This is a genomic window from Mesorhizobium sp. W067, from assembly GCF_054719525.1.
On record NZ_JBTTII010000001.1, the window covers coordinates 3762688 to 3784698 of the forward strand.

Annotated in this window: 22 protein-coding genes; 13 read left to right on the forward strand and 9 right to left on the reverse strand. The window is 65.0% G+C overall.

The annotated features are described in order from the left end of the window. Nucleotide 1: 1 nt before the first annotated feature. Both ACYG97_RS18300 and ACYG97_RS18305 read right to left on the reverse strand, forming a co-directional pair. Nucleotides 2-253, reverse strand: coding sequence for a hypothetical protein (locus ACYG97_RS18300; RefSeq protein ID WP_023683121.1), 252 nt, complete (start codon nucleotides 251-253; stop codon nucleotides 2-4). 227 nt (nucleotides 254-480) lie between these two features. After that, complete coding sequence (locus tag ACYG97_RS18305; protein ID WP_023698625.1) at nucleotides 481-1665, reverse strand: Gfo/Idh/MocA family protein; 1185 nt, start codon at nucleotides 1663-1665, stop codon at nucleotides 481-483. A gap of 301 nt (nucleotides 1666-1966) precedes the next feature. Between ACYG97_RS18305 and ACYG97_RS18310 the strand changes: the two genes are divergently transcribed. From ACYG97_RS18310 to ACYG97_RS18345, 8 genes are all read left to right on the forward strand, one after another. Beyond that, nucleotides 1967-2854, forward strand: coding sequence for a MurR/RpiR family transcriptional regulator (locus ACYG97_RS18310; protein ID WP_023714096.1), 888 nt, complete (start codon nucleotides 1967-1969; stop codon nucleotides 2852-2854). A gap of 79 nt (nucleotides 2855-2933) precedes the next feature. Next, on the forward strand, nucleotides 2934-3716 hold the full coding sequence (locus tag ACYG97_RS18315) for an SDR family oxidoreductase (RefSeq protein WP_023726487.1): 783 nt from the start codon (nucleotides 2934-2936) through the stop codon (nucleotides 3714-3716). Beyond that, nucleotides 3713-5248 carry a mannitol dehydrogenase family protein gene (locus ACYG97_RS18320; protein WP_023733562.1) on the forward strand — a complete coding sequence of 512 codons (1536 nt, stop codon included), beginning with the start codon at nucleotides 3713-3715 and terminating at the stop codon, nucleotides 5246-5248. The genes ACYG97_RS18315 and ACYG97_RS18320 overlap by 4 nt, the downstream gene beginning before the upstream one ends. A 22-nt stretch (nucleotides 5249-5270) precedes the next feature. Further along, entirely contained in the window at nucleotides 5271-6185 is a 915-nt protein-coding gene (locus tag ACYG97_RS18325) for a sugar phosphate isomerase/epimerase family protein (RefSeq protein ID WP_460221602.1), read from the forward strand. Nucleotides 6186-6263: 78 nt separating this feature from the next. Beyond that, complete coding sequence (locus ACYG97_RS18330; protein ID WP_023733564.1) at nucleotides 6264-7298, forward strand: ABC transporter substrate-binding protein; 1035 nt, start codon at nucleotides 6264-6266, stop codon at nucleotides 7296-7298. Nucleotides 7299-7576: 278 nt separating this feature from the next. Beyond that, nucleotides 7577-9127, forward strand: a complete 1551-nt coding sequence (locus tag ACYG97_RS18335; protein ID WP_023726484.1) for a sugar ABC transporter ATP-binding protein — start codon at nucleotides 7577-7579, stop codon at nucleotides 9125-9127. Beyond that, nucleotides 9124-10095: an ABC transporter permease gene (locus ACYG97_RS18340; protein ID WP_023733565.1), complete on the forward strand. Its 972-nt coding sequence runs from the start codon at nucleotides 9124-9126 to the stop codon at nucleotides 10093-10095. The genes ACYG97_RS18335 and ACYG97_RS18340 overlap by 4 nt, the downstream gene beginning before the upstream one ends. Nucleotides 10096-10336: 241 nt before the next feature. After that, nucleotides 10337-11317 (forward strand): ABC transporter permease, encoded by a 981-nt coding sequence (locus ACYG97_RS18345; protein ID WP_023733566.1) that lies wholly within the window; start codon nucleotides 10337-10339, stop codon nucleotides 11315-11317. Nucleotides 11318-11609: 292 nt separating this feature from the next. Here the strand turns inward: ACYG97_RS18345 and ACYG97_RS18350 are convergent, their stop codons facing one another. Further along, nucleotides 11610-12050 carry a lipid-binding SYLF domain-containing protein gene (locus ACYG97_RS18350; RefSeq protein ID WP_023686526.1) on the reverse strand — a complete coding sequence of 147 codons (441 nt, stop codon included), beginning with the start codon at nucleotides 12048-12050 and terminating at the stop codon, nucleotides 11610-11612. Between the two features lie 160 nt (nucleotides 12051-12210). After that, the gene (locus tag ACYG97_RS18355) at nucleotides 12211-13203 is read right to left on the reverse strand and encodes a hypothetical protein (protein WP_023710848.1); all 993 of its coding nucleotides are present in this window, start codon (nucleotides 13201-13203) and stop codon (nucleotides 12211-12213) included. Nucleotides 13204-13401: 198 nt separating this feature from the next. Here ACYG97_RS18355 and ACYG97_RS18360 point away from each other — a divergent pair, with 198 nt between their 5' ends. Further along, nucleotides 13402-14070 carry a hypothetical protein gene (locus tag ACYG97_RS18360; protein ID WP_031199642.1) on the forward strand — a complete coding sequence of 223 codons (669 nt, stop codon included), beginning with the start codon at nucleotides 13402-13404 and terminating at the stop codon, nucleotides 14068-14070. 13 nt (nucleotides 14071-14083) lie between these two features. Further along, nucleotides 14084-15295 carry a cytochrome P450 gene (locus tag ACYG97_RS18365; protein ID WP_023733567.1) on the forward strand — a complete coding sequence of 404 codons (1212 nt, stop codon included), beginning with the start codon at nucleotides 14084-14086 and terminating at the stop codon, nucleotides 15293-15295. Here the strand turns inward: ACYG97_RS18365 and ACYG97_RS18370 are convergent. From ACYG97_RS18370 to ACYG97_RS18385, 4 genes are all read right to left on the reverse strand, one after another. Beyond that, on the reverse strand, nucleotides 15279-16193 hold the full coding sequence (locus tag ACYG97_RS18370) for a glycosyltransferase family protein (protein WP_023733568.1): 915 nt from the start codon (nucleotides 16191-16193) through the stop codon (nucleotides 15279-15281). The two genes, ACYG97_RS18365 and ACYG97_RS18370, sit on opposite strands and share 17 nt — an antisense overlap. Next, nucleotides 16190-17065 (reverse strand): alpha-1,2-fucosyltransferase, encoded by an 876-nt coding sequence (locus ACYG97_RS18375; RefSeq protein ID WP_023686531.1) that lies wholly within the window; start codon nucleotides 17063-17065, stop codon nucleotides 16190-16192. Before ACYG97_RS18375 ends, ACYG97_RS18370 begins: the two co-directional genes overlap by 4 nt. A gap of 105 nt (nucleotides 17066-17170) precedes the next feature. Further along, nucleotides 17171-17530, reverse strand: a complete 360-nt coding sequence (locus tag ACYG97_RS18380; RefSeq protein WP_023691921.1) for a hypothetical protein — start codon at nucleotides 17528-17530, stop codon at nucleotides 17171-17173. Nucleotides 17531-17618: 88 nt separating this feature from the next. Further along, entirely contained in the window at nucleotides 17619-18767 is a 1149-nt protein-coding gene (locus tag ACYG97_RS18385) for an amidohydrolase (protein ID WP_023733569.1), read from the reverse strand. 278 nt (nucleotides 18768-19045) lie between these two features. On the opposite strand from ACYG97_RS18385, the gene ACYG97_RS18390 reads away from it, so the two are divergent. The 3 genes from ACYG97_RS18390 to ACYG97_RS18400 all read left to right on the forward strand — a co-directional run bounded on the left by ACYG97_RS18390 (nucleotide 19046) and on the right by ACYG97_RS18400 (nucleotide 20702). After that, the gene (locus tag ACYG97_RS18390) at nucleotides 19046-20041 is read left to right on the forward strand and encodes a GlxA family transcriptional regulator (RefSeq protein ID WP_023707585.1); all 996 of its coding nucleotides are present in this window, start codon (nucleotides 19046-19048) and stop codon (nucleotides 20039-20041) included. A 68-nt stretch (nucleotides 20042-20109) separates the two neighbouring features. Continuing rightward, nucleotides 20110-20391, forward strand: coding sequence for a type II toxin-antitoxin system ParD family antitoxin (locus ACYG97_RS18395; RefSeq protein ID WP_023707584.1), 282 nt, complete (start codon nucleotides 20110-20112; stop codon nucleotides 20389-20391). Continuing rightward, nucleotides 20388-20702, forward strand: coding sequence for a type II toxin-antitoxin system RelE/ParE family toxin (locus tag ACYG97_RS18400; protein WP_023707583.1), 315 nt, complete (start codon nucleotides 20388-20390; stop codon nucleotides 20700-20702). Before ACYG97_RS18395 ends, ACYG97_RS18400 begins: the two co-directional genes overlap by 4 nt. Here the strand turns inward: ACYG97_RS18400 and ACYG97_RS18405 are convergent. Continuing rightward, a complete protein-coding gene (locus ACYG97_RS18405) occupies nucleotides 20689-22008 on the reverse strand; it encodes an HlyD family type I secretion periplasmic adaptor subunit (RefSeq protein WP_023707582.1) in 1320 nt (439 codons plus the stop codon). The two genes, ACYG97_RS18400 and ACYG97_RS18405, sit on opposite strands and share 14 nt — an antisense overlap. Nucleotides 22009-22011 lie beyond the last annotated feature (3 nt).

Consider the following 22011-nt stretch of genomic DNA (forward strand, 5'->3'; position numbering starts at 1 on the left):
TTCAAGCGCTCGGCCTGGTTCCGCCACAGATCAGATAGTAGCACTCGTCATAGCGCATGTAGTCAGCCGCGCCCTTGTCCGGCCATTCGCCCGTGTCGAAACGGATTTTGAGTAGGCTTCTGCACTGCGCCACCTTCGCTGCATTGCTGTCCGGGAACAGGGTAACGAGCAGGCCTTGCGGAGCGCCGAAGGAAACCGCCGAAAGAACGAGGCAGCCGAGGCTGGCAGCAAGGAAGAGAGACAAGTTGCGCATTGTTACCGAATACGGCTGGGCCGATGCTCTGACAATGAACAACCCATATCATGATTAACACATGCATAGCAGCGTTTTGCCCAGTAAAGCGACTGAAGAGTACTTGGCGCCCCGCCGCTGCCAGGTCTGCTGCGGCGGCGGTAGCGCCTTCGGCAGGTCAATCCCTTAGGGCAGCGCCAGTCCCCCAGGTGATTGCTTCTACCGCTGAACCGCGGCAGCTCCCGTCCTCACCCAAACCTTGCCGCCGTCCAAGCCCCACCCGCTGCATTCGACTCCACCGCCGCCGCGGCAAACTTCACCCCGCGCGCACCATCCACAACATCCGGCACCTGCGCGGCCCTTGCTGCATCGACCGCCCCACCTGACCTATGCGCACGAATAATATCAGCGGCGTCGCGGTAGAAATTGGCGAAGGCCTCGATATAGCCTTCCGGATGTGCCGCCGGCATGCGCGACACGCGCTGGGCCTCCGCCGTCGAGCCATGGCCCCCGCGCACCAGCGTGCGGGTTTCCTCGCCATAGACGGAAAAGCGCAGTTCCTCCGGCCGGCTGCCCGACCATTCTAGGCCGGCTTTGTCGCCATAGATGCGCACGGAGAGATCGTTGTAGTGGCCGGGCGACGTCTGGCTGGCCAGGATCGTGCCGCGCGCCGCGCCGGTCCAGCGCACCAGCACATGCGCATTGTCGTCGAGCCGCCGTCCCGGCACGGCGGTGAACAGATCCGCCGACACGGCTTCAGCCTCGCAGCCGGAGATATAGGTTGCCAGGTTGAAGGCATGCACGCCGATATCGGCCAGCACCGCCGACTGCCCAGCGCGCGCCGGATCTGTGCGCCACTCCGCCTGCTTCTGGCCCTCGGCGTCGATCGGCTTCGTCAGCCAGTCCTGGATGTAGGCGCCATGCACGGACACTATGCGGCCAAGCGCGCCCGCCGCCACCATCTCACGCGCCTGGCGGACCATGGCGTAGCCGGTGTTGTTGAGCGTGACGACGAAGCGACGCTTTTTCTCCCGCGCCAGCGCCACCAGCGCCTCGGCCTCATCCAGCGTCGTCGACAGCGGCTTGTCGCAGATGACGTCGATGCCGGCCTCGAGAAAGGCCGTGGCGATCGGCGCGTGCAGATGGTTGGGCGTGACGATGACCACCGCCTCGATGCCGTCCGGCCGCGCTGCTTCGGTTCGCGCCATCTCGCGATAGTCGGCATAGCTGCGATCCGGCGCGATGCCGATCTCGGCGGCCGATGCGGCGGCGTTTTCCGGGTCCGACGACAGCGCGCCGGCGACCAGCACGATCTGGTCGTCGAGGCGCATGGCGAGCCGATGCACCGCGCCGATGAAAGCGTTGCGGCCGCCGCCGACCATGCCGACCCGCAGCCGCTTGCCCGCCGATCCGTCCGATGTTGCGTAGACCATGTTTCCTCCTGGGAAGACAGTTTTGCCGTCGTCGAGTTCTGTCGCGCCCCCCTCTGTCCTACCGGACATCTCCCCCACGAGGGGGGAGATCAGGCACCACAGCGGCCTTCGCCAATCTCAGACGTCGCAAGAGGGCGCCGAAGGCGAAACTGCCAATCTCCCCACCCGTGGGGGAGATGTCCGGCAGGACAGAGGGGGGCGCCGTAGAGCGCTGCTTTTGACCGCTCGCATCAGTCACACTTTCGAACATGATTTCCAATTTTCATATTGTAAAACGATCGTATCGCGCTAGCCTGAAATCATGAGTGGGGCAAGCAAGGCATCCGGACGGTCCAGCACCGACGAGGCGGCGACGCGCAAGCGCGGGCGCTCGCTGGCCGCGCTTGGCTACATCCAGCCGCAGACCTATGAGGAGCTGCGCGCGGTGCTGTCGTCGGGCACGGTGCATTTCCCCAAGCGGCTGCGCCAGGTGGCAATCTTCCTGTGGCAGCATCCGAGCGACGTCGCGCTCGGCACCATCGCGCAGGTTGCGGCACAGGCCGGCGTGCAGCCCTCGACGCTGGTGCGCTTTGCCCAGATCTTCGGCTATTCCGGCTTTTCCGATTTCCAGGGCCTGTTCAAGGAGCACATCAAGGGCTCATGGCCGGAAGGGCGCGGCGAACCGCGCACCGAGACCGAGCCCAATCTGCATTTCCTGCACGGCATGGTCGGCGCGTCGCAGGCCTCGCTTGGCCGCATCGAGGCGGGCTTCGATGTCGCGAGTTTCGACAAGATGGTGGCGCTGCTGGCGGCCGCCGAGCTGATCTATGTCATCGGCTCCAAGCGCGCCTTTCCCGTCACCGCCTATCTCTCCCTGACACTGTCGCAGCAGGGCGTGCGCAATGTGCTGGTCGACAATGTCGGCTCCTCCGCACTCGACCAGATCGGCTGCATCAGCGGCCGGGATGCCGTGCTCGCTGTCTCGTTTAGCCCCTACAATTCGATCACGCCCGATCTCGTCGCGGTGGCGCATGAGCGCAAGGCGCGTATCGTCACCGTCACCGACAGCACCTTCAGCCCGCTGATCCCGCTCTCGGACAGCTGGCTGGAAGTGGTGGAATCTGACTTTGCCGGCTTCCGCTCACTGGCGGCCTCGCTCGCCGTTGGGATGGCGCTGGTCCATGGCGTGGCGGCGCGGCGCGACGAATGAGGCGTCACTGGTCCAATTGACAATCGGGAATTGCCGTTCCATATTTCTCAAAATAGAAACTTTATTCCCGGGAGGAGGAATGGAGATCCGGCTTGGCGGCAAGGTGGCTCTGGTCACCGGGTCGACGCAAGGCATTGGCCGCGCCATTGCCGAGACGCTGGCGCGTTCCGGTGCCGCCGGGCTGTTGGTCACCGGGCGCGAGAGGGCGCGTGGCGAGGCCGTGGCGGCCGAGCTTTCGCAATTGGGCACGCCGACCATCTTCGTCGCCGCCGACCTTGCCGATCCTGACGCCCCCACCCTTCTGGCGCAGGCCTGCATCGAGCGCTTCGGCCGCATCGATGCGCTGGTCAACGCCGCCGGCCTGACCGATCGCGCCTCTTTCCTCGACGCCAGCCTCGACGACTGGGCGTCACTGTTTGCCGTCAATGCGCGCGCGCCGTTCTTCCTGATGCAGGCGGCGATTGCCGACATGAAGCAGCGCGGCCAAGGTGGCGCCATTCTCAACATTCTGTCGATCAACGCCCATTGCGGCTCGCCGGAGCTTGCCGTCTATTCCGCCACCAAGGGCGCGCTAGCGACGCTGACCAAGAACGCCGCCAACGCCCACCGTTTCGACCGCATCCGCGTCAACGGCATCAATGTCGGTTGGACGGACACGCCGGCCGAACGCATCATGCAGGCGGAGACTTTGGGCAACGGCCCTGGCTGGCTCGAGAAGGCCAACGCCGCGCAGCCTTTCGGCCGGTTGCTGACGCCGGACGACATCGCCAGCCTCGCCGTCTTCCTGCTGTCCGACGCCGCCGGCCCGATGACCGGCGCGGTTGTCGACCAGGAGCAGGCGGTGATCGGAGCGAACCGGTGAGCGCTTCCATCGAAACGCTTGGGCCGGCGCTGCTCGATCGCTTGCCGGCATCGGTGCAGACACCGTCCTATGACCGTACGCTCCTCTCGCCCGGCATGGCGCATCTCGGCGTCGGCGCTTTCCATCGCTGCCATCAGGCCGAATACACCGACGATCTCATCTCGCTGCGCTTCGACCGTTGGGGCATCGTCGGCATCAACATCCGTCCGCCCCGCCTTGCCGACACGCTGGGACGGCAGGGCGGGCTCTACACAAGGCTGATCCGCGAGAACAGCCACATCGAGGCGCGCGTCATCGGCAGCATCGTCCGGGTGGTCGACAGCCAGGAGAGTGCGGCACCGGCGCTGGGTGTGCTGATCTCACCCGATATCGAGTTGGTGACGATGACGGTGACCGAAAAAGGCTATTGCCACGTCCCGTCCAGCGGCGAACTCGACCTTGGCCATCCCGACATCGTCCATGACCTCGCCAACCCCGAGACGCCACGCAGCGTTCCCGGCCTGTTGGTGCGGGCGCTGGAGCAGCGCAGGGCCACAAATGGGCGGCCGCTGACACTGCTGTCCTGCGACAACATTCCGGCCAATGGCGTTATCCTAGCCAATGTCGTGCAGACCTTCGCCAGGCAGCGCGGCAATGGCTTGGCCGCATGGATCGCAGCCAATTCCGCCTTCCCTTCGTCAATGGTCGACCGCATCGCGCCGGCGGTAACGCAAGATGACCTCGACAGTGTCGAGCAATGGTTCGGCTACCACGATGCCGCCGTCGCTGTCGGTGAGCCGTTCCGGCAGTGGGTGATCGAGGAAAAATTCGCCGGCCGCATGCCGCGCTGGGATCTGGTCGGCGCCACCTTCGTCGACGACGTCACGCCGTTTGAGCATCTCAAGATGCGGGTGCTGAATGGCGCCCAGACGGCACTCGCCACGCTCGGCGTTCTGGCTGGTCTCGAGCACACATCGGATGCCATGGCCGACCCGCTGCTGTCGGACTTCATCAGGCGCATGCTGGTCGAGGAGATTGTGCCGACGCTGATGCCGGTATCCGGCGTCCTGCCGCTTGCCTATGTCGAGCAGAGCCTTGCCCGGCTGAAGAACACCGCGATCCGCCACCGCAACCACCAGGTCGCCACCGACGGTTCGCAGAAGATCGTCCAGCGCCTGCTCAACCCGATCCGCGACCGGCTCGCGATGGGCCAGAGCATCGGCCTGCTGTCGGTGCCGGTCGCCGGCTGGATGGCCTATCTGATCCAGGCCTCGGAACGTTTCGGCAGACGCTGGCCGGTGTCGGATCCCTATGCCGGCAAGGTCGCCGCAATCGCCGACGCGACGGGTCCCGATGCCAGCGCGCTGGTGTCCGCCATCCTTGCCATCCACGGGATATTCGACCCCGGCCTTGCCGCCGACGATACGTTCCGCGCGGCCGTCACATCGGCGCTGGGCGACCTGCTGTCGGACGATCCGATGGCGGCTGTCCGGCACAGTCTTGAACAAGATGAGGTCGCGACGTTGAAGCGATCCAAACAATCGGCATTATAGTCGTCGGGTCTAGGGAGGCAGAATGAAACTTGGAGTTCTTACAGCACCGTTTGCGGAGACGCCGCTTGGCGAGGTCGCCGACTGGGCGCACTCGGCCGGCTTCGAGGCGCTGGAAATCGCCTGCTGGCCGAAGACCTCTGGCGCGACGCGACGCTATGCCGGCACCAGCCATATCGATGCAGCTTCCACCTCGCCCGCGCAGGCCAAGGAGATCGTCGCTTCGCTGACGGAGAAGAAGCTGACGGTCTCCGGCCTCGGCTACTATCCCAACCTGTTGCATCCGGACCCCGCCCATCGCGAGGCCGTCATCGGCCATCTGAAGAAGGTCATCGTGCTGGCCGCCAATATGGGCGTGCCGGTGGTCAACACCTTCTGCGGTGGCGATGCCTCGAAGACCGTCGACGTCAACTGGCAGGACGCGCTGAAAGTCTGGCCCGAGACCGTCGCCTATGCGCGGGATCACGGGGTAAAACTCGCCTTCGAGAACTGCCCGATGATCTTCAGTTATGACGAGTGGCCGGGCGGGCACAACATCGCCTATTCGCCCTACATCTGGCGGCGCATCCTCGAGGCCTGGGGCGGCGAGGTCGGCATGAATTTCGACCCCTCGCACCTGGTCTGGCAGATGATCGACCAGGGCCGCTTCATCAAGGAGTTCGGCCCCTACATGCTGCATGTCCACGCCAAGGATTTGATGATCGATCATGATGGTTTGTATGAGCGCGGAATCCTTTCCGCCGGGATAGGCTGGCAGGTGCCGCGCATGCCGGGATTGGGCGATGTCGACTGGAGCGGCTTCTTCTCCGGCCTCTACCGCGCCGGCTATGACGGCTCGGTCATCATCGAACATGAGGACAGGCGGTTTGAAGGCAACGACGATGCGGTGACGCGGGGCTTCCTGCTCGCCCGCGACGTGCTGCGCCCCTTCGTCAAATGACGAGGTGAATGACTTGGTCCGATCCTGCCGAAGGGTCTGGCCCTGAGACGAAAAACAACAATGTGGAGGAGTACTGACATGAAGAAAATACTGACCATGGTCCCGTTGCTTGCGGGCGCTGCCTTGCTGGCATCGATGGGCGTGTCGTCGGCCGAAGCCAAATATACGATCGGCATTTCCAACACCGTGCAGGGCAATGGCTGGCGCGAGGAAATGGTCTGCGCCATGAAGGCGCAGGCGCTGGCTTCGGGCGAAGTGACGAAGCTCAACATCGCCCACCGCAACACCGATGCCGCCGGCCAGCTCGAAGACATCCGCAATCTGATCAGCGCCAAGGTCGACGCCATCGTCGTCAACCCCGCTGATCCCGCCGGCATCAAGGCGGGCCTGGAAGAAGCCACCAAGGCCGGCATCGTCGTCGTTGCCGTCGACCAGGCGGTGACCGAACCGTCGGCCTACATCATCTCCAACAACCAGGAACAGTATGCCTATCTCGGCGCCAAATGGCTGTTCCAGCAGATGGGCGGCAAGGGCGAAGTGTTCTACATGCGCGGCGCCGCCGGCGCCTCGGCCGATAGCGATCGCGACAAAGGCTTCAAGAAGGCGCTGGCCGAAAACCCCGGCGTGAAGGTGGCGCAGGAAGTCTTCACCGGCTGGCAGCAGGATCAGGCCAAGCAGCAGATGCTGTCGTTCCTGGCCACCGGCACGCCGTTCAACGGCGTGTGGACGTCGGGCATCGACAACGTCATCGTCGACGCGCTGGTCGAATCGCAGGCGGCGCTGGTGCCGGTGGTCGGCGCCGACAATGCCGGCTTCGTCGGCCAGCTGAGCTCGGTGAAAGGTCTCGTCGGTGCAGCCGTCACCAACCCCGGCTCGATCGGCGGCGCGGGCGTGACGCTGGCGCTGCAGATCCTCGACGGCAAGAAGCCGGCGCAGCAGACCGTGCTGGTCGACCCGCAGCTGTGGGACAACGCCACCGACGAAGGCAAGGCCAAGCTGAAGGCAGCCGCCGACCCGTCGCTCAGCCCGGAATGGCCGGTCTCGATCTCGATCCCGGAGTGGACGACCTACACGAAGGACCAGATCGTGGCCTGCAAGGGGCCGGGGGAGTAAGCCTGGTTTGAATGAACTGGCGAGGACGGCGAACGGCCGTCCTCGTCACACAGACTAGCGCTCTACGGCGCCCCCTCTGTCCTGCCGGACATCTCCCCCACAGGTGGGGAGATTGGCTGTCATCTCGGCTTTCGCTAATTTTCTAGGTCGCAAGACGAGGGGCGGCGCCGGAACTGCCAATCTCCCCCCAAGTGGGGGAGATGTCCGGCAGGACAGAGGGGGGCGCCGTAGAGCGCCGACATTAGTTTCTGGAACCATCAATTTTGACAACAAACCATTTGACCACCAGCCCCCTCCTCGACGCCACCGGCGTCGCCAAGAACTACGGCGCGGTTGCAGCGCTTCGCAACGCGTCGCTCTCCGTGCTGCCGGGCGAGGTCCACGCGCTGATGGGCGCCAACGGCGCCGGCAAGTCGACGCTGGTGAAGATCCTGACAGGCGCCATTCCGGCGAACGCCGGCCGCATCCTGATCCGCGGCGAGGCGCGCGACATTCGCTCGCCCGCCGCCGCGCGCCGCGCCGGGCTGCTGCCGGTCTACCAGGAGCCGTCGCTGATCCCCGATCTCGACGTTCTGTCCAATCTCAGGCTCACCGGCACGCCGGTGGAGCCGTTCCGCGCCTGGGTGCGCGAGCTCGGCATCACCGACCTCGATCTGCGCGACACCGCGCGCGACATCCCGCTGGCCGTGCTGCGCGTGCTCGACCTGGCGCGGGCGCTCGCCGTCGAGCCCGACGTGCTGCTGCTTGACGAGATGACGGCGGCACTGCCCGCCAACCTTGCCGAAAAGGTGCTGGAAGTGGTGCGCCGCCAGGGCGATGCCGGCCGCGCCGTGATCTTCATCTCGCACCGCTTCGTCGAAATCTCGGCGCTGTGCGACCGCGCCACCGTGCTGCGGGACGGCGAGACCGTCGGCGTCGTCGACATCGTGCCGGGCGTGGAAGAAAAGATCGTCGAGCTGATGCTCGGCACCCGCGTCGTGAAAACCCATGTCGCTGCCCGCAGTGCCGCCGAGAAGGCCGCGCCCGCAGCTGCCCGGCCGCGCATCTCCGTGCGCAATCTCCGCGTCGGTGCCAAGCTCAGTGACGTCTCCTTCGATCTTGCCGACGGCGAAGTCGCCGGCGTCGTCGCGCTCGAAGGCCAGGGCCAGGACGAGTTGTTCGCCGCCCTTGCCGGCTCGATCCGGCCTTCCGGCGGCACGATCGAAGTCGATGGCCAGCCGGTGAAATTCGCCCACCCGATCGACGCCATCCGCGCCGGCCTAGCCTATGTGCCGGGCGACCGCTCCGAGGCGCTCGCCATGCAGCGCTCGGTGCGTGAAAACATCGCCCTGCCCTTCAGTGCCGCGCTGCGCAACTGGGGGCCGATCAACATGCGCCGCGAGCGCGCGACCGTGCTCAGCGCCATCGAGCGGCTGCAGATCGACACCCGTGCACAAGGCGAAGTGCAGCGCCTGTCCGGCGGCAACCAGCAGAAGGTGACCATCGCCCGCTGGATCGCGGCGGATGCCCGCACCATCCTGTGCTTCGACCCGACGCGCGGCATCGATGTCGGCACCAAGCAGGAGATCTACAAGCTGCTGCGCGAACTCGCCGGCAACGGTAAGTCGGTGCTGTTCTACACCTCGGAACTCGAAGAGGTGCAGCGCGTCTGCGACCGCGTCATCGTCATCTTCGGCGGCCGCCTCGTCGACATTTTTCCGGTCGAGGAGGCCGACGAGCCGGCGCTGATGCGCGCCGCCTACGGCCTGCCGCGCGGCGCCAAGGCCGATATCGGCATATTGGCTGATCCGACCGCGAACACTTCGGCTTCGCCGGAGGCCGCGCCATGAGCCATTTCCTGCGCCGCCAAGGCTGGGTCGTCGGCCTGTTCGCCCTGCTCATCGTCCTGTTCATCGCCACCAGGATCATCCAGCCGGCCTATGGCAGCAATGATTTCGGCTCGCTCGCCCGAGCCGTTCTGCCCTATGCCTTCGCAGTCGCCGCGCAGACGGTGGTCGTCATCGCCGGCGGCATCGATCTGTCGGTCGCCGCCATGATGGCGCTGACCAGCGTCACCGCGGCGTCGATGATGAATGGCGCGAGCGAGGAATACGCGCTATTCGTGGTGCCCTTCGTGCTCGCCATGGGTTTCGTGCTCGGCGCGCTCAACGGCCTGCTCATCGTCGTCACCCGCGTGCCCGACATTGTCGTCACCCTCGCCATGCTGTTCGTGCTGCAGGGCGCCGCCCTGCTGGTGCTCGACGCGCCGGGTGGCGGCATCGCCGAATGGCTGAAGGCGCTGATCTCCGGCACGGTACCGATCCCCGGCCTGCCCGACGCCGTCGATGCCTGGGTCCCGAAGGCGCTGCTGGTGCTGATCGTGTGCCTCTGCGTCATCTGGATACCGCTGAGGCGCTCGCGCCTCGGCCTCTCCATCTACGCCATCGGCTCCAGCGAACTGGCGGCGTTCCGCTCCGGCGTGCCGGTCAAGCGCACTCGCATCATCGCCTATGCGCTGTCCGGCCTGTTCGCCGCCTTTGGCGGCCTGGCGCTGACCATGAGCACCGGCATCGGCGCCCCCATCCCCGGCCCCTATCTGCTCGCCAGCGTCGCCGCCGTGGTGCTTGGCGGCGTCGCGCTCGGCGGCGGCAAGGGCGGCCTGCTCGGCCCGATCGTCGCCGTCTTCGTGTTGCGCCTGGTGCGCACGGATTTGACGCTGCTTGCCATCGACCCGAATGTCACCGCCATCATCGAGGGGCTGATCATGGTGGCGGTGGTGATGTTCGGCGCGTTTATCACGATGCGGGGGCGGCAATGATGGGAGGGCTGTCGCAGAGAGACGTCGGCGTTCCTTCGCGCCCCCCTCTGTCCTGCCGGACATCTCCCCCACGAGGGGGGAGATCAGGTGTCATCGCCGCTTTCGCCAGCCTTCAACGGTGCAAAAAGGAGCGAGGCGCTGAAGCTGCCAATCTCCCCACAAGTGGGGGAGATGTCCGGCAGGACAGAGGGGGGCGCCGTAGAGCGCTAGCCTCGCAAAACGCCACCCCAAGAGCCGCCCCATGAGCACCACCGCCATCACCCCGGTCCCCTTCGGCCGCCGCATAAAGCGCTTCATGGCCGATCGCCCGCTCATCCCGCTGATCGTCCTGCTCGCCATCCTGGTTATAATCCTGCAGGTCCTGCGCCCCGGCATCGTCAACGAGCGCTGGATCGCCAACACCATCAAATTCGCCATCCCGCTGGCGATCCTCGCGGGATGCCAGACCATGACCATGCTGACCGGCGGCATCGACCTGTCGGTCGGCACGGTGGCGACGATGAGCGCCTTCATCATGGCCACGCAAGTGGTCAACCAGGACCCGGCGGTGGCGTTCCTCCTGGCGATGATGCCGGCGGTGCTGATCGGCCTCGTCAATGGCATCGGCGTCGGCGTCTTCCGCGTCCACCCGCTGATCATGACGCTGGGCACCAGCCTGATCGGCACCGGCTGCCTGCAGGTCTACCAGCGCACGGTGATCGCGTCGGGCGCAAAAATCCCCGACTTCCTGGCTTGGCTCGGCACCGGCGTGACATGGGGCTTCCCCAACGCGCTGCTTTTGTTCGTGCCGCTCGCCGCCCTCATCGTCTTCACGCTCGCCCGCACCGGCTTCGGCCGCCTGCTCTACGCCGTCGGCGACAATGAGCGCGCGACCCGCCTGTCGGGCGTGCAATACTGGCAGGTCATCACCGCGCTCTACGTCACCTCCAGCGTGCTCGCCGGCATCACCGGCCTGCTCTATATCGGCTTGATCAAGGCGCCGTCGCTGTCGCTCGCCGAACCGCTGGTGCTGCCCTCGGTCGCCGCCGCCGTCATCGGCGGCACCTCCATCTTCGGCGGCCGCGGCGGCTACACCGGCACCATCATCGGCGCCCTGATCCTGACCGTGCTGACAACACTGCTGACCATCCTGCAGATGCCGGAGGGGGCACGGCGGATCTTGTTCGGGCTGATCGTGCTGTTCGTGACGGCGGCGTATTTGCGGATTGTGGAGGAGCGGTAGGGGCTGGCGCCCGACGCTGCATTGGGCGAAGCTTCCCCATCCAAGGTTCAGGCCAAGCGCACGGGAGCAAGTTCCCCCTCACCCGGATTGCCAACCGAATTGCGAAGGGCAATTCGGGGCAATCCGACCTCTCCCCGAGGGGAGAGGAGGGCGCCAGCGTCAACGCCAGCCTCTTCTCCCAAGCGGGGAGAAGGTGGCCGCGAAGCGGCCGGATGAGGGGGCTGGCGCAGCCATAGGCGATTATCATCGCCCCAGACGAGCTTACCCCACCGAGAACGCGAGGGAGCGCCCCCTACTTCAACGAAATCGCCATCCCGCTCAAATCCGCATTCACCTGCAGCCCCACCTGCCGGCCCGTAAGCTCGAGCTGGGCGCCCTTGTCGTTGGTCATGACGATCACCTGCGCGCCCTTGCCGAGCGCGCCGCCACCACCCGCCGCGCCGTAAACCCCGGTCGCATCGCGAACCCTTCTGATATGCCGCACGGTGCCCCGGAAATAGGTCTTGGAAACCCCGAAGGCGAAGCCGCCCGAAACGCCGCCGATCGTGATCGGATAGGAGCGGCCATGGAAGGTCAGCGTGCCCTCGCCGCCCGAGCCGCCGACGAAGAAGGCCGCCTTGTAAACGGCAAAGCGGATCGTGCCGCTATCGGCATGCGCGGCGCTGGCAGCGCTGACGGACACAGTTGTGATGGCCGCAACCGCGAGCGAACGAAAGCTGGACGAGATGGTCATGGTGGGAGCTCCTCAAGTGCGCCGCTTGCCCAGCCGGCAGGCGGGGTCGAATTCGTAACCAACTTGAACAATCTAGCCCGTGATTTGGTTCCAGGCAGGCTGTGACAAGATCCGACGAAACGTGACGTGGTGTACTTTCGGGTTGCGGAGGAGGCGGCGCCTATTTTCTCTTCCTGAGCACTTTTCGCAGCATTAACTTCAGCCGCCTCATCTGGTAATGGCGCCGCAACTTGGCCAGCGCCGACTGGTGGGCGGTGTCGATTGCAGCCAGCGAGTCCGCCTCGGTAGCCTGCGGCAGCGCGAGCAGCGCGTCGGCCTGAAGATCGGCAAAGGGCTTGGGGTCATAGCTGGCGAACGGCGTCGGCGGGTCGCTGAGCACGGTGGGGTTGCTGTTGATCTCGAACACCACCAGCCTGCCGTCGACGAATGTGTAGTCGATGCGTCCATACTGCATATGGGCTTTTTCGAAGACCCGCATGACCGCATTGGCGTCAGGATTCGTATCGATATAGGTCCTGATTTCTTCGATATGCGCCGGCAGCAATTGCTCGGGCGAATTCTTGACGAACCACGATTTCGACATGGCGCAATGCTGGCCGTAGATCGTATCGCCGACCCGAAACGCCGCGTACTTCCTGAAATAACCGTCCATTCCGGGGGTGCCGATCATCTCCACCACCATCGGCCGCACTAGATCGCTACCGTCCAGCCGGGCGATCGCGGCGTCCAGCGCCGGCCGGTCGTGCAGCAGCGGCGGCTCCCTGTAGAGTGCGCCCGTCTCGTCGCGGATGAAAACGGGATAGCGTATCGGCTCTTCCAACTCGTCCGGCCTGAACACACGAAAAGCGTTGCTGCCGTCGGCGTGAAGCAGGCGCAGCAGGTCGAAGCGCTGCAGGCTGGCGGTCGGGTGATTGAGCTGCGTCAGGCCGGTGTTGTCAGCCAGTTCGGCGCTGATGCCGGCCGCGCGGCTCAATTCGTCCGATGTCAGCCGGTCCATGTCGGACCAGATGACCACCCCGGCGCGAACGCCGCGCAGCAGCCCGGCATCCTCGTAGCGCACCAGCCGGAACCACGCCTCCAGGTCAGTCCGGTGATACAGAAGCACCACCGCCTGCGTGTAGGCGTGCTCCCGATGCGCGACGTAAAATATCATGCGCTTCCGTTGTCCGTATGTAATTGCAAAGGGGAACCATGATGATTAGACAGGCTTGTGAAAGCCGTGAAATGGTTCTCGATCCGGCATGCGTCAAACAGGAGATAGAACAGGTTGACGTTTCCGTGAAGCTGCAAACCGCATTGGCAAGAAACTGCCATGCGCCATCAACGCGTTAGAAGTCGAGGCAGCCGACACATGAATTTAGACGATGTTGCGATACCCATCCGCCGGTTAGAGCTGGAAGACATGCCGTTGCTGATGGAGCTTGAGGCTGCCGCCTGGGCAGCCCCGCTGCAGGCGAGCGAAACGACCATCCGCCACCGGCTGGCACTCGGACACACCATGTTCGGCGCGATCGATGGCGATCTGCTTGCCGGCACCATCTGCTTTGCCGAGACCAGCCAGGATCCGCTGGTGCGCGCCGATTTCCCCAGGAATTTCGATGCCTATGCATCGCTGCCGCGCAGCGAGCCGGTTTACGCGCTTTACGCCTACAATCTCTGCGTCCGGCCGAGCCATCGCGGCACCAACACGGCGGTGCGGCTCTTGAAGGAGATGGAGAGCCACGGCCGCCGCCTGGGCGCCAGCTGGCTGATCGGCGATGGCCGCTGCTCGTCCTATGCCGGCTCCTCGGGCGACGAGTATGATCATGTCAAGGCCGATGCGCGGTTCCGCGCCACCATCGACCGCTGGAACCAGACCGGCACAAGACCGCCGCTGGAAGAGATCATCCGCGATCCGCTGCTGCGCATGCACTACCGCGTCTACGGATGCGAGTTCCTCTACGTCATGCCGGACTTCTTCCCGCAGGACGCCACGTCAGGCGGCTTCAGGGTCATTTCAGCCAAGAATCTCAAGGCATGAGATTCGAGCCGTCATGACAGCTCCGCATTTCGATCCGTTCGCGCTCGGCGACGACCCGTTTCCGCATTTCGCCCGCATGCGTGCCGCCGGCGGCATTGCGCGCGGCGTCGCGCCCTATCCCGAACTGGCCGACGCGCATTATGTGTTCAGCCATGAGCTGGTGTCGGGCGCGCTGAAGCATCCCGCTCTTCTTCAGGCGCCGCCGGGTACATATGAAGAGGTCCGCCGCAAGCTCGTCGACCATGCGCCCATGGCTCTGCTCAGCCGCTCGGTGCTGCTCGCCGATCCGCCTCAGCATGGCGCCTTGCGCCGGCCGGTCGCTGGCTTTTTCTCACGGCCGGCCATCGAAGCGCTGACGCAAGGTCTTCGCGCGCTGAGCCACGAGCTGGTCGAGCGTGCGCTGGCGGGTGGCCGCGTCGACGCCGTCGCCGGGCTCGCCGTGCCGGTGTCCTTCTGGCTGCTGCAGGAAATCCTCGGCATCGAGATCGAGGACCCTTGGGCGTTGAAATCGGTGACCCGCCGCATGGCCAGCGCATTCGACCTGCGAAGAGCGCAGCCGCCGGCAGCAAGCGCCGAGGCCTATCGCGAATGCCAGGCTTTTGTCGAGGAGCGGCTGGCTCGACAGGCCTACCGGCCGGACGGAATGGTTGCCGGCATGGTGCGGGAGGTTGCGCAAGGCCGCTGGTCGCGCGAGGACATGGTGGCCAACATCGTCTTCATGCTGTTTGCCGGACAGGAGACTGTCGTCGACGCTCTCGGCAACGCAATTGTTGCGCTGGATCGCTTTCCCGAACAGCGCGCGCTGCTCGAGCGCGGCGCTGTCGACTGGAGCAGCGCGGCGGCCGAACTGCTGCGCTATGGCGCCTCGGTGCAATACGCCGTCGCCCGCATCGCGGCGCAGGACATCGACCTCGGCGACGTCAGGATTGCGGCTGGCGAAGCGGTCGTGCCGGTGCTCGGCAGCGGCAATCGCGACGATGCCGTCTTCGCCGATGGCGACCGGCTGGACCTCACGCGCCCGCCAACCATGTCGATGACCTTCGGCACCGGCCTGCATGTCTGCCTCGGGCAGCATGTCGCCCGTATCGAGATCGCGGCGATGATAGAAGCCCTGTTCACCCGTGCGCCCGGATGGCGGCTCGATGCCGCAAATGCCGAGCGCCGCGCCTCGATGTCGTTTCACGGCATGGCTACCGCGCCGCTGATCCTCAACCCCGCTGCGTGAAAAGCGGCCGCGTCTGGGGGATGACCGCCGGGTCGAGCGACCTGACGATTTCCGAAACCTTTGCCCGCAAGGCGCCCACCGTCGCATCGTCGAGCGGATCGAGAATATCGTTCTGATCTCTCGATACCCGGTACTCGTCCAGCGACGGCGCCTCGCTCGACGGCGTGAAGCCGCCGCCGCGGGCATGCTTGTCGGCCAGTTCCTGCCTCGATTTCACGGCATAGTGGCGGATCCAGCCGATCTTCCATTCCATCGGCATGGCCGCCGGGTGCTTGTCGAGCGTCATGCCGTCGACCAGCGTCCTGCGCAGCGAGATGCGGAAACCGTGCGGGTGCGGCATGAACTGCCCGGGATCCCGCAGCGCCTTGCGCAGCACCGAGGACACGCGGGCAAACGACTTCTTCCAGCGCGCGGTCGGGGCGTCATGCGTGCCGCGCCTTTGAAACCGCACCGTCACCAGTTCGTCGTCATAGGCCTCTTTGCCGTCGCTGCCGAAATTCACCCAGCGAAAGGCGACGCTGCGCACGCCCGGGCGGCTAAAAAGCGAGCGGACCAGTTCGGCTCCGCTCCAGGGCGGCGCGTCGAGCGGCTCGAGGAACTCGTCGGCGTCCATGAAGCCCAGATAGCGATAGCCGTGGAGCAATGCCTGCCAGTAAAGATAGGAATAGGCCCGCCGCTGCGGCAGCACCGTGTCGTGTCGCCAGTCGACCAGCCGAATCCAGCCGGCATCGCGCAACGCCTGGAGCACCGCCGTCTGCGGTCCGGCGCTGCAGTTGTCGGCGATCATCAGGTCGAAGCCATGCAGCTTGTGCCAGGCGACCCACTCGATCACATAGGGCTGCTCCAGCTTCATGATCGCGCAGATCACCGGCCTGTTGACGGAAAACGGAATTCTCATCGCAACGCTTTCCCCGCGCCACCCGCTGCTGCTTGAGGCTCGACCTGCCGGAACGGGATCGCATCGCCATAAAATGCCGCAAGCTGCTCCGAAGAGCCCGTCCAGTCGCCCATGTCGAACTGGTGGAACCGATAGCGTGGGTCGTCAAGGGGCAGCAGGTCGATATCCGGCCTGATGCACCGGTCGAATATGCCGGCCACCGGCAGATGGATCGTCCGCGCCGAAGACAACCAACCGGCCAGCCAGGAGAAGCTGCTCACCCCCGTGACGAGATGGCTCGCCCGGCGCAGCGTCTCGAAATCGGTCAATGGCGACGCCTTCGGCGCGAAGACAGCATCGGGAAAACGCTGACGCAGGCGCCGGCAATAATCGTTGTCGTCATGGGTCTGGCCGACGAAGACCGGCTTGCGGCCGCTATCCTTGATGAGCGTCTCGAAGAAGCCGAATGGCATCGGGCAATAGTTGCGGTGGAAGCCGTCGAGGATGTCGCCGGCCCGCACATGGATGACGAGAAAATCGTCGCCATGGGTCGGCGCTGCGACGGCACGCCCGTCGAACAGCCCGGAGACCTCGTCCCGGTCATAATAACCCAGCCGCTGCGCGAAGCCCTTGAAGCGGATGCTCCGCGCCCGCCTGTCGCGGAACGCGGCTATGATCCCGTCGAGGTCGTAGCGGTGATAGCCGTCGACCCGAAGCAGCCGGTATTTCCACAACAAAGGCGGCCGCACCCTGGCAATGGACCATTCCGGCAGGTCGGCGTCGCAGACATAGCCACCGGGGATACGCTTCGCCAGCACATGGCAAAACATGTACTGGAACATCTTGTTCGCCATGCCGCCAAACGGCTGCATCACGATGGGCACTTGCCGCATTGGACCCCTTTCGCCAAAGACGGTCATTGTTACCCGAGCTGCGCGGGCCGGTCGACTGGCCTCTGACGCCAAGGGCGCATCATGATCGCCGCCGGCAAGCCACCCTCAGGGGTAATGCGTCGGCTTTGGCGCGTAGATCTTTGGATCGAAGTCCAGATCCCTCGGCAAGGGCAGGCTTGAGCACTGCAAATGCACCTCGCGTGCGAGCAGCCTTCGCTGCTTCTGCTCGTTCTCCTTGATGGCCGCCACGAGGCCCATGCTGTAGGGCCCCAGCACGACGCCGGCGGCCCATCCCGGATGCTCCTTCTCGCGCGCGTCGTAATTCATGGCATCGGTGCGGGCCTGCTGGCATTCCGGCGTCGCCCATTTCGGGTCTTGGGTCGAGAGCGAGGCTCCATACTGGACCGGAGACGATACGCACCCTGCCACTGTCGCAGTCAACGCGACGACCATTGCAATTCTCATCCGCAAGCCCCTCCTAATGTAGGAGGCGACTACAAGACGATTCCAGCGGGAAAAAGGCAGCTTCAGGATGCGGATTTTGCAGGGCCGCTCACCCCAGCAGGTTGCGCGCCGTGCGCATGAAGATCTTCGAACCGATCGGGATCAGATCGTCGGGAAAATCATAATCGGGATTGTGCAATGACGGGGTGCGCTCGCCCGCGCCGAGGAAGAACATCGCCGACTTCGCCTTGTGGCCGAAGATGCCAAAATCTTCCGAAGCGCGCATCGGCAGGGCTTCCTCGCTGCGCGCGACGCCCTCTTCGTCCAGCGCGCGGTTGAGATGTTCCACCGCGTCTGGAGCGTTGACGCTGGCGACGAAGATCTCGTGATAGTCGCAGCGCACGGAAAGGTGGTGCTCGGCCGCGATCCTGGTGGCCAACGCTTCCGCCGCCGCGACCAGTTCCGCCATGCGCTCGTCGCGCCTTGTACGCAGCGTCGCCCACACCTCGGCGTAGCCGGGCGCGATGCCGAACACGGCCTCGCCCATCGTCGCATGGGTGACGGTGACCATGCTGAAATCATCGTCGGCAAAGGTACCGCGCCCCAGTGCCGGAAGCGTCGGCATCAGCTGGCTGATCGCCGGCATCGGCGACACGCCGGTTTCGGGCATGGAGGAATGCGCGGTCTTGCCCTCCAGCACGATGCGGATGCCGCGCGAGGCGCAGTTGACCACGCCGGGCTTGAGCCGCACCTCGCCGAACGGCACGCCCGGCAGATTGTGCAGCGAGAAGGCGAAGTCCGGCGCGATCTCGCCAAAGCGTGGATCGGCGACGACGCCGGCGGCACCATTGCCGGTCTCCTCCGCCGGCTGGAACATCAAGACGACGCGGCCGCGCGCCGGCCGTTCTCGTCCGAGCTGACGGCCAAGTGCGGCCAGGATCGCGGTGTGGCCGTCATGGCCGCACATATGCGATTTTCCCGGCACCTGCGAGGCATGCTCGACGCCCGAAAGCTCCTCGATCGGCAGCGCATCGATCTCCGAGCGGAACAGCACCGTCGGTCCCGCCTGGCCGCTGTCATAGACCGCCGCCACGCCATGACCGCCGAGGCCGGTCAGTACCTTGTCCGGCCCTGTATCGGCGAGGAAGCTGACGACTTCCTTGGCGGTCTGTTCTTCCTCGTTGGAGATTTCCGGGTTTTGGTGCAGCTTGCGGCGCCATGCCGTCAGCTCGATGATATCGCGATTGGTGAGGGTCATGGCTTGGGCTCCGCTTTGGTGCTGCAGGTTACACAAACACGATAGGGTTTTTCTCACGCCGTGCCATGCTGATCAATTCCACTGGTCCATCTGCCTGTCTTGTGTGAGCGTAGATGACGACATCCCATGACCACCACACAACCCAGAGAATTTCCAGCTCCGCACTGAGGCCGTCGATCTCATCTCCGACATCCGGTGGCTTCTCCTGAAAAGCGCCGCGTGCTCGCCTGTGCGACATCTTTGCTTCCATCCACCCGAAGGAACGTTTCGGAGCAACAATGGCCAGGCGGTTTGCGTTTCTCTTGGTTCGCGACTTCACGCTGTCGCCGCTGTCGCTGTTCATCGACACGCTGCGGCTGGCCGGCGATGAAGGCGACCGCAGCCGCCGGATCGAGTTCGACTGGGAGATCGTCGGCGAGCGTGGCCTGCCGATCCGCGCGAGTTGCGGTGTCGAGTTGCTGCCGACCAAGGCGATCGGCAATCCGCAGGAGTTCGACAATGTCGTCGTGGTCGGCGGTCTGCTCGACACCAACCGCAGCCTCAGCTCCGAAAAGGAGGCCTTCCTGTTGCGGGCGGCCGAAAAGTGCGTGCCGCTGACGGCACTCTGCACCGGCAGCTTCGTGCTCGCGCGCTACGGCCTGCTCGATGGCTACAGTGCCGCCGTCAGCTGGTTCCATATCAAGGATTTCCGCAGCCAATTCCCTGACGTGAACGCCCATGCCGACAGCCTGTTTTCCGTCGATAGGGGCCGCTCGACCTGCGCCGGCGGCACGGGTGCGGCCGACCTTGCCGGCCATTTCGTGTCGCAGTTCATCGGCCGCAAGGCTGCGGAAAAAGCCGCCAAGATCCTCGTGCTCGACCGCATCCGCTCGAGCCTGGATGTGCAGCCCGTCGGCGATCTCTTTCCGGCCGCGTCGAGCCGAGCGGTGAAACGGGCGCTGCTTCTGATGGAAAGCAATCTCCAGGAGACGCTGTCGGTCGCCGAGATCGCGGGCCGGTTGCATTTATCCCGGCGCCAGCTTGAGCGGCTGTTCTGCGCCGAGCTCGGCATCGGCCCGATGGCCGCCTATCTTGCGCTGCGCGTACATCAGGCCAAGTCGCTGCTGGAGGGGAGCGACTTGGCAATCGGCGACATCGCCTACCGCTGCGGTTTTCCCAATGCCGGCCATTTCAGCCGTGTCTTCCGCCATCAGACCGGTATCACGCCGACCCATCTCAGGCATCCGAACCGAATGTCCGGTGTCTTTGCCGACGGCAAGGGGAGCGGTCCCTAAGCCTATATTGGGGCGTGCGATCTCGCCGTTGGTATGATAATATCATACCAACCTGATAGGAGGGATCCATGTCCGCCACCGAAAAACGCACCTTCAGCCTGCCGGCCGAGCAGGCTGCTTTCATCGACCAGCTCGTTCGGTCCGGCACATACGCGACCAGCAGTGAAGTGATCCGCGCCGGTCTTCGCGCATTGCAGGAACGCGACGCCGCTGTGGAGCGCTGGCTGCGTGAGGAGGTCGCGCCGACCTATGATAGGTGGAAGGCAGACCCCTCCCAGGCCATCCCGGCCGACAAGTCTTTTGAAAGCATTCGCGCACATCACGCAGCTCGCCTCAAGGGGAACGTGTGAAGCGCCGGCATGTTGTCCTTTTGCCGGAAGCCCAGACGGACCTGTTATGGATATACGATACGGTCGCTCACGCATCCGGCAACCTCACCGCCCTTCGCTACATCGAGCGGATCGAGCGATTTTGCCTGGGTCTCGACTATGCCTCGGAACGCGGAACCCTAAGGGATGATGTGCGGCCGGGGCTTTGCATCGTTGGCTTCGAGCGCCGCCTGACTGTGGCCTTCACCGTAGAAGGCGACCAGGTGGTGATTCTCAGGGTGTTCTACGGCGGCGTCAACTGGGAGGACGAGTTGGCGCCTATCGCTCCGTGAACGCCCGCGCGAACGAGTCCAGCATCGGCCGCGCCAGATATTCGAGGAAGGTTCGGTCGCCGGTGCTGATAAACGCCTCGACCGGCGTTCCCGGGTAAAGCTGCTCGGCTTTCACGCCCTGCGGCAGCGTGTCGGTGATCTTCAGCCTGGCGCGGAAATACGCCTCATGCGTGGTTTCATCGATCAGCCGGTCGGCGGAAATTTGCGTCACCGTAGCCGGGACCTCAGGGGTGAGGCGCGCGTTCAGGGCGGACAGCCTGAGCTTCGCCGGCTGGCCGACGCGAACCAGGTCCACGTCTTTCGGCCGCAGCTTCGCGTCGACGATGAGGCCCGACGCGGTCGGCAGGATCTCCATGATCTTCTGCCCCGGCGCAATCACGCTGCCTTTGGAGTTGTAGATCGAGGATACCACGATGCCGGCTGCCGGCGCCTTGATCGTCGTGCGCCCCAGCACCGCCTCGGCTGCGGTGATCTGTTCGCCGATGTCGGCCAGGCTGGTGCGAACCTCGTCGAGCTTGGTCAGCGCGTCCTCGACGCGCTGCGTGGTCGCGCGCTCGACCTGCGCCTGGGCTTCGACGATCTGCGTCTTGGTCGCTGCGATATCCGCCTCCAGCGCGCCGGCCTGGCCGACCAGATCGGCCTCGCTGCGCAGAAGCTGCGAATATTCGCTGCGGTTGGTGAGACCCTTGTCGAGCAGGCCGGTCTTGATGCCGAGTTCCTTCTTCACGATCTCGGCCTGTTGCTGGATGGCGAGTTTCTGCGCCTCCAGTCCCAGCGCCGACTCACGATGCATGGCGACGCGCTGCGCCAGGATCGACTGCTCGGAGCGGAACCGGGCGAGCCTGGCCTCGAACTCCTTCTGCTGTTCGTGCACCAGATTGTCGAAATCGCGCTGGAACGGCGCGGGTGCTGCTTCGGCGATCGGCGCCAGCCTGTCCGATCCGTCGCGCTCGGCCTCAAGTCGCGCGGCACTTGCCCTGAGCGCGATCGTCTGTCTGGTCAGCCGGTTGAGGTCGGTCTGAGCCGCCCTGCGGTCGAGCAGGACCAGCGGTTCGCCTTGTTGCACGCGGTCGCCTTCATGCACCAGCAACTGCTCGATGATGCCGCCCTCGGGGTGCTGGATGAGGATGTTGCCGCCCGTCGCCGAGATCGTGCCGGAGGTGATCACCGCGCCGGAGAGCGGCGCGTTCGCCGCCCAATAGCCGAAGCAGCCGACGAAGAGCGCTATGGCCACGTAGCCGACGACGGCCATGCGGCGGAAGTCGGTGCGCGGTCGACCTTCGAAGGCGAGGCTCTGCTGCATCATCGT

Excerpts from the sequence above, each read along its gene's own strand:
- ACYG97_RS18310 (WP_023714096.1), top strand. The coding sequence starts at position 1,967 with ATGAGTGGGGCAAGCAAGGCATCCGGACGGTCCAGCACCGACGAGGCG.
- ACYG97_RS18345 (WP_023733566.1), top strand. The coding sequence starts at position 10,337 with ATGAGCACCACCGCCATCACCCCGGTCCCCTTCGGCCGCCGCATAAAG.
- ACYG97_RS18360 (WP_031199642.1), top strand. The coding sequence starts at position 13,402 with ATGAATTTAGACGATGTTGCGATACCCATCCGCCGGTTAGAGCTGGAA.
- ACYG97_RS18300 (WP_023683121.1), bottom strand. The coding sequence starts at position 253 with ATGCGCAACTTGTCTCTCTTCCTTGCTGCCAGCCTCGGCTGCCTCGTT.
- ACYG97_RS18355 (WP_023710848.1), bottom strand. The coding sequence starts at position 13,203 with ATGATATTTTACGTCGCGCATCGGGAGCACGCCTACACGCAGGCGGTG.
- ACYG97_RS18330 (WP_023733564.1), top strand. The coding sequence starts at position 6,264 with ATGAAGAAAATACTGACCATGGTCCCGTTGCTTGCGGGCGCTGCCTTG.
- ACYG97_RS18340 (WP_023733565.1), top strand. The coding sequence starts at position 9,124 with ATGAGCCATTTCCTGCGCCGCCAAGGCTGGGTCGTCGGCCTGTTCGCC.
- ACYG97_RS18350 (WP_023686526.1), bottom strand. The coding sequence starts at position 12,050 with ATGACCATCTCGTCCAGCTTTCGTTCGCTCGCGGTTGCGGCCATCACA.
- ACYG97_RS18380 (WP_023691921.1), bottom strand. The coding sequence starts at position 17,530 with ATGAGAATTGCAATGGTCGTCGCGTTGACTGCGACAGTGGCAGGGTGC.
- ACYG97_RS18315 (WP_023726487.1), top strand. The coding sequence starts at position 2,934 with ATGGAGATCCGGCTTGGCGGCAAGGTGGCTCTGGTCACCGGGTCGACG.
- ACYG97_RS18365 (WP_023733567.1), top strand. The coding sequence starts at position 14,084 with ATGACAGCTCCGCATTTCGATCCGTTCGCGCTCGGCGACGACCCGTTT.
- ACYG97_RS18325 (WP_460221602.1), top strand. The coding sequence starts at position 5,271 with ATGAAACTTGGAGTTCTTACAGCACCGTTTGCGGAGACGCCGCTTGGC.
- ACYG97_RS18370 (WP_023733568.1), bottom strand. The coding sequence starts at position 16,193 with ATGAGAATTCCGTTTTCCGTCAACAGGCCGGTGATCTGCGCGATCATG.
- ACYG97_RS18305 (WP_023698625.1), bottom strand. The coding sequence starts at position 1,665 with ATGGTCTACGCAACATCGGACGGATCGGCGGGCAAGCGGCTGCGGGTC.
- ACYG97_RS18385 (WP_023733569.1), bottom strand. The coding sequence starts at position 18,767 with ATGACCCTCACCAATCGCGATATCATCGAGCTGACGGCATGGCGCCGC.
- ACYG97_RS18405 (WP_023707582.1), bottom strand. The coding sequence starts at position 22,008 with ATGATGCAGCAGAGCCTCGCCTTCGAAGGTCGACCGCGCACCGACTTC.
- ACYG97_RS18375 (WP_023686531.1), bottom strand. The coding sequence starts at position 17,065 with ATGCGGCAAGTGCCCATCGTGATGCAGCCGTTTGGCGGCATGGCGAAC.
- ACYG97_RS18390 (WP_023707585.1), top strand. The coding sequence starts at position 19,046 with ATGGCCAGGCGGTTTGCGTTTCTCTTGGTTCGCGACTTCACGCTGTCG.
- ACYG97_RS18395 (WP_023707584.1), top strand. The coding sequence starts at position 20,110 with ATGTCCGCCACCGAAAAACGCACCTTCAGCCTGCCGGCCGAGCAGGCT.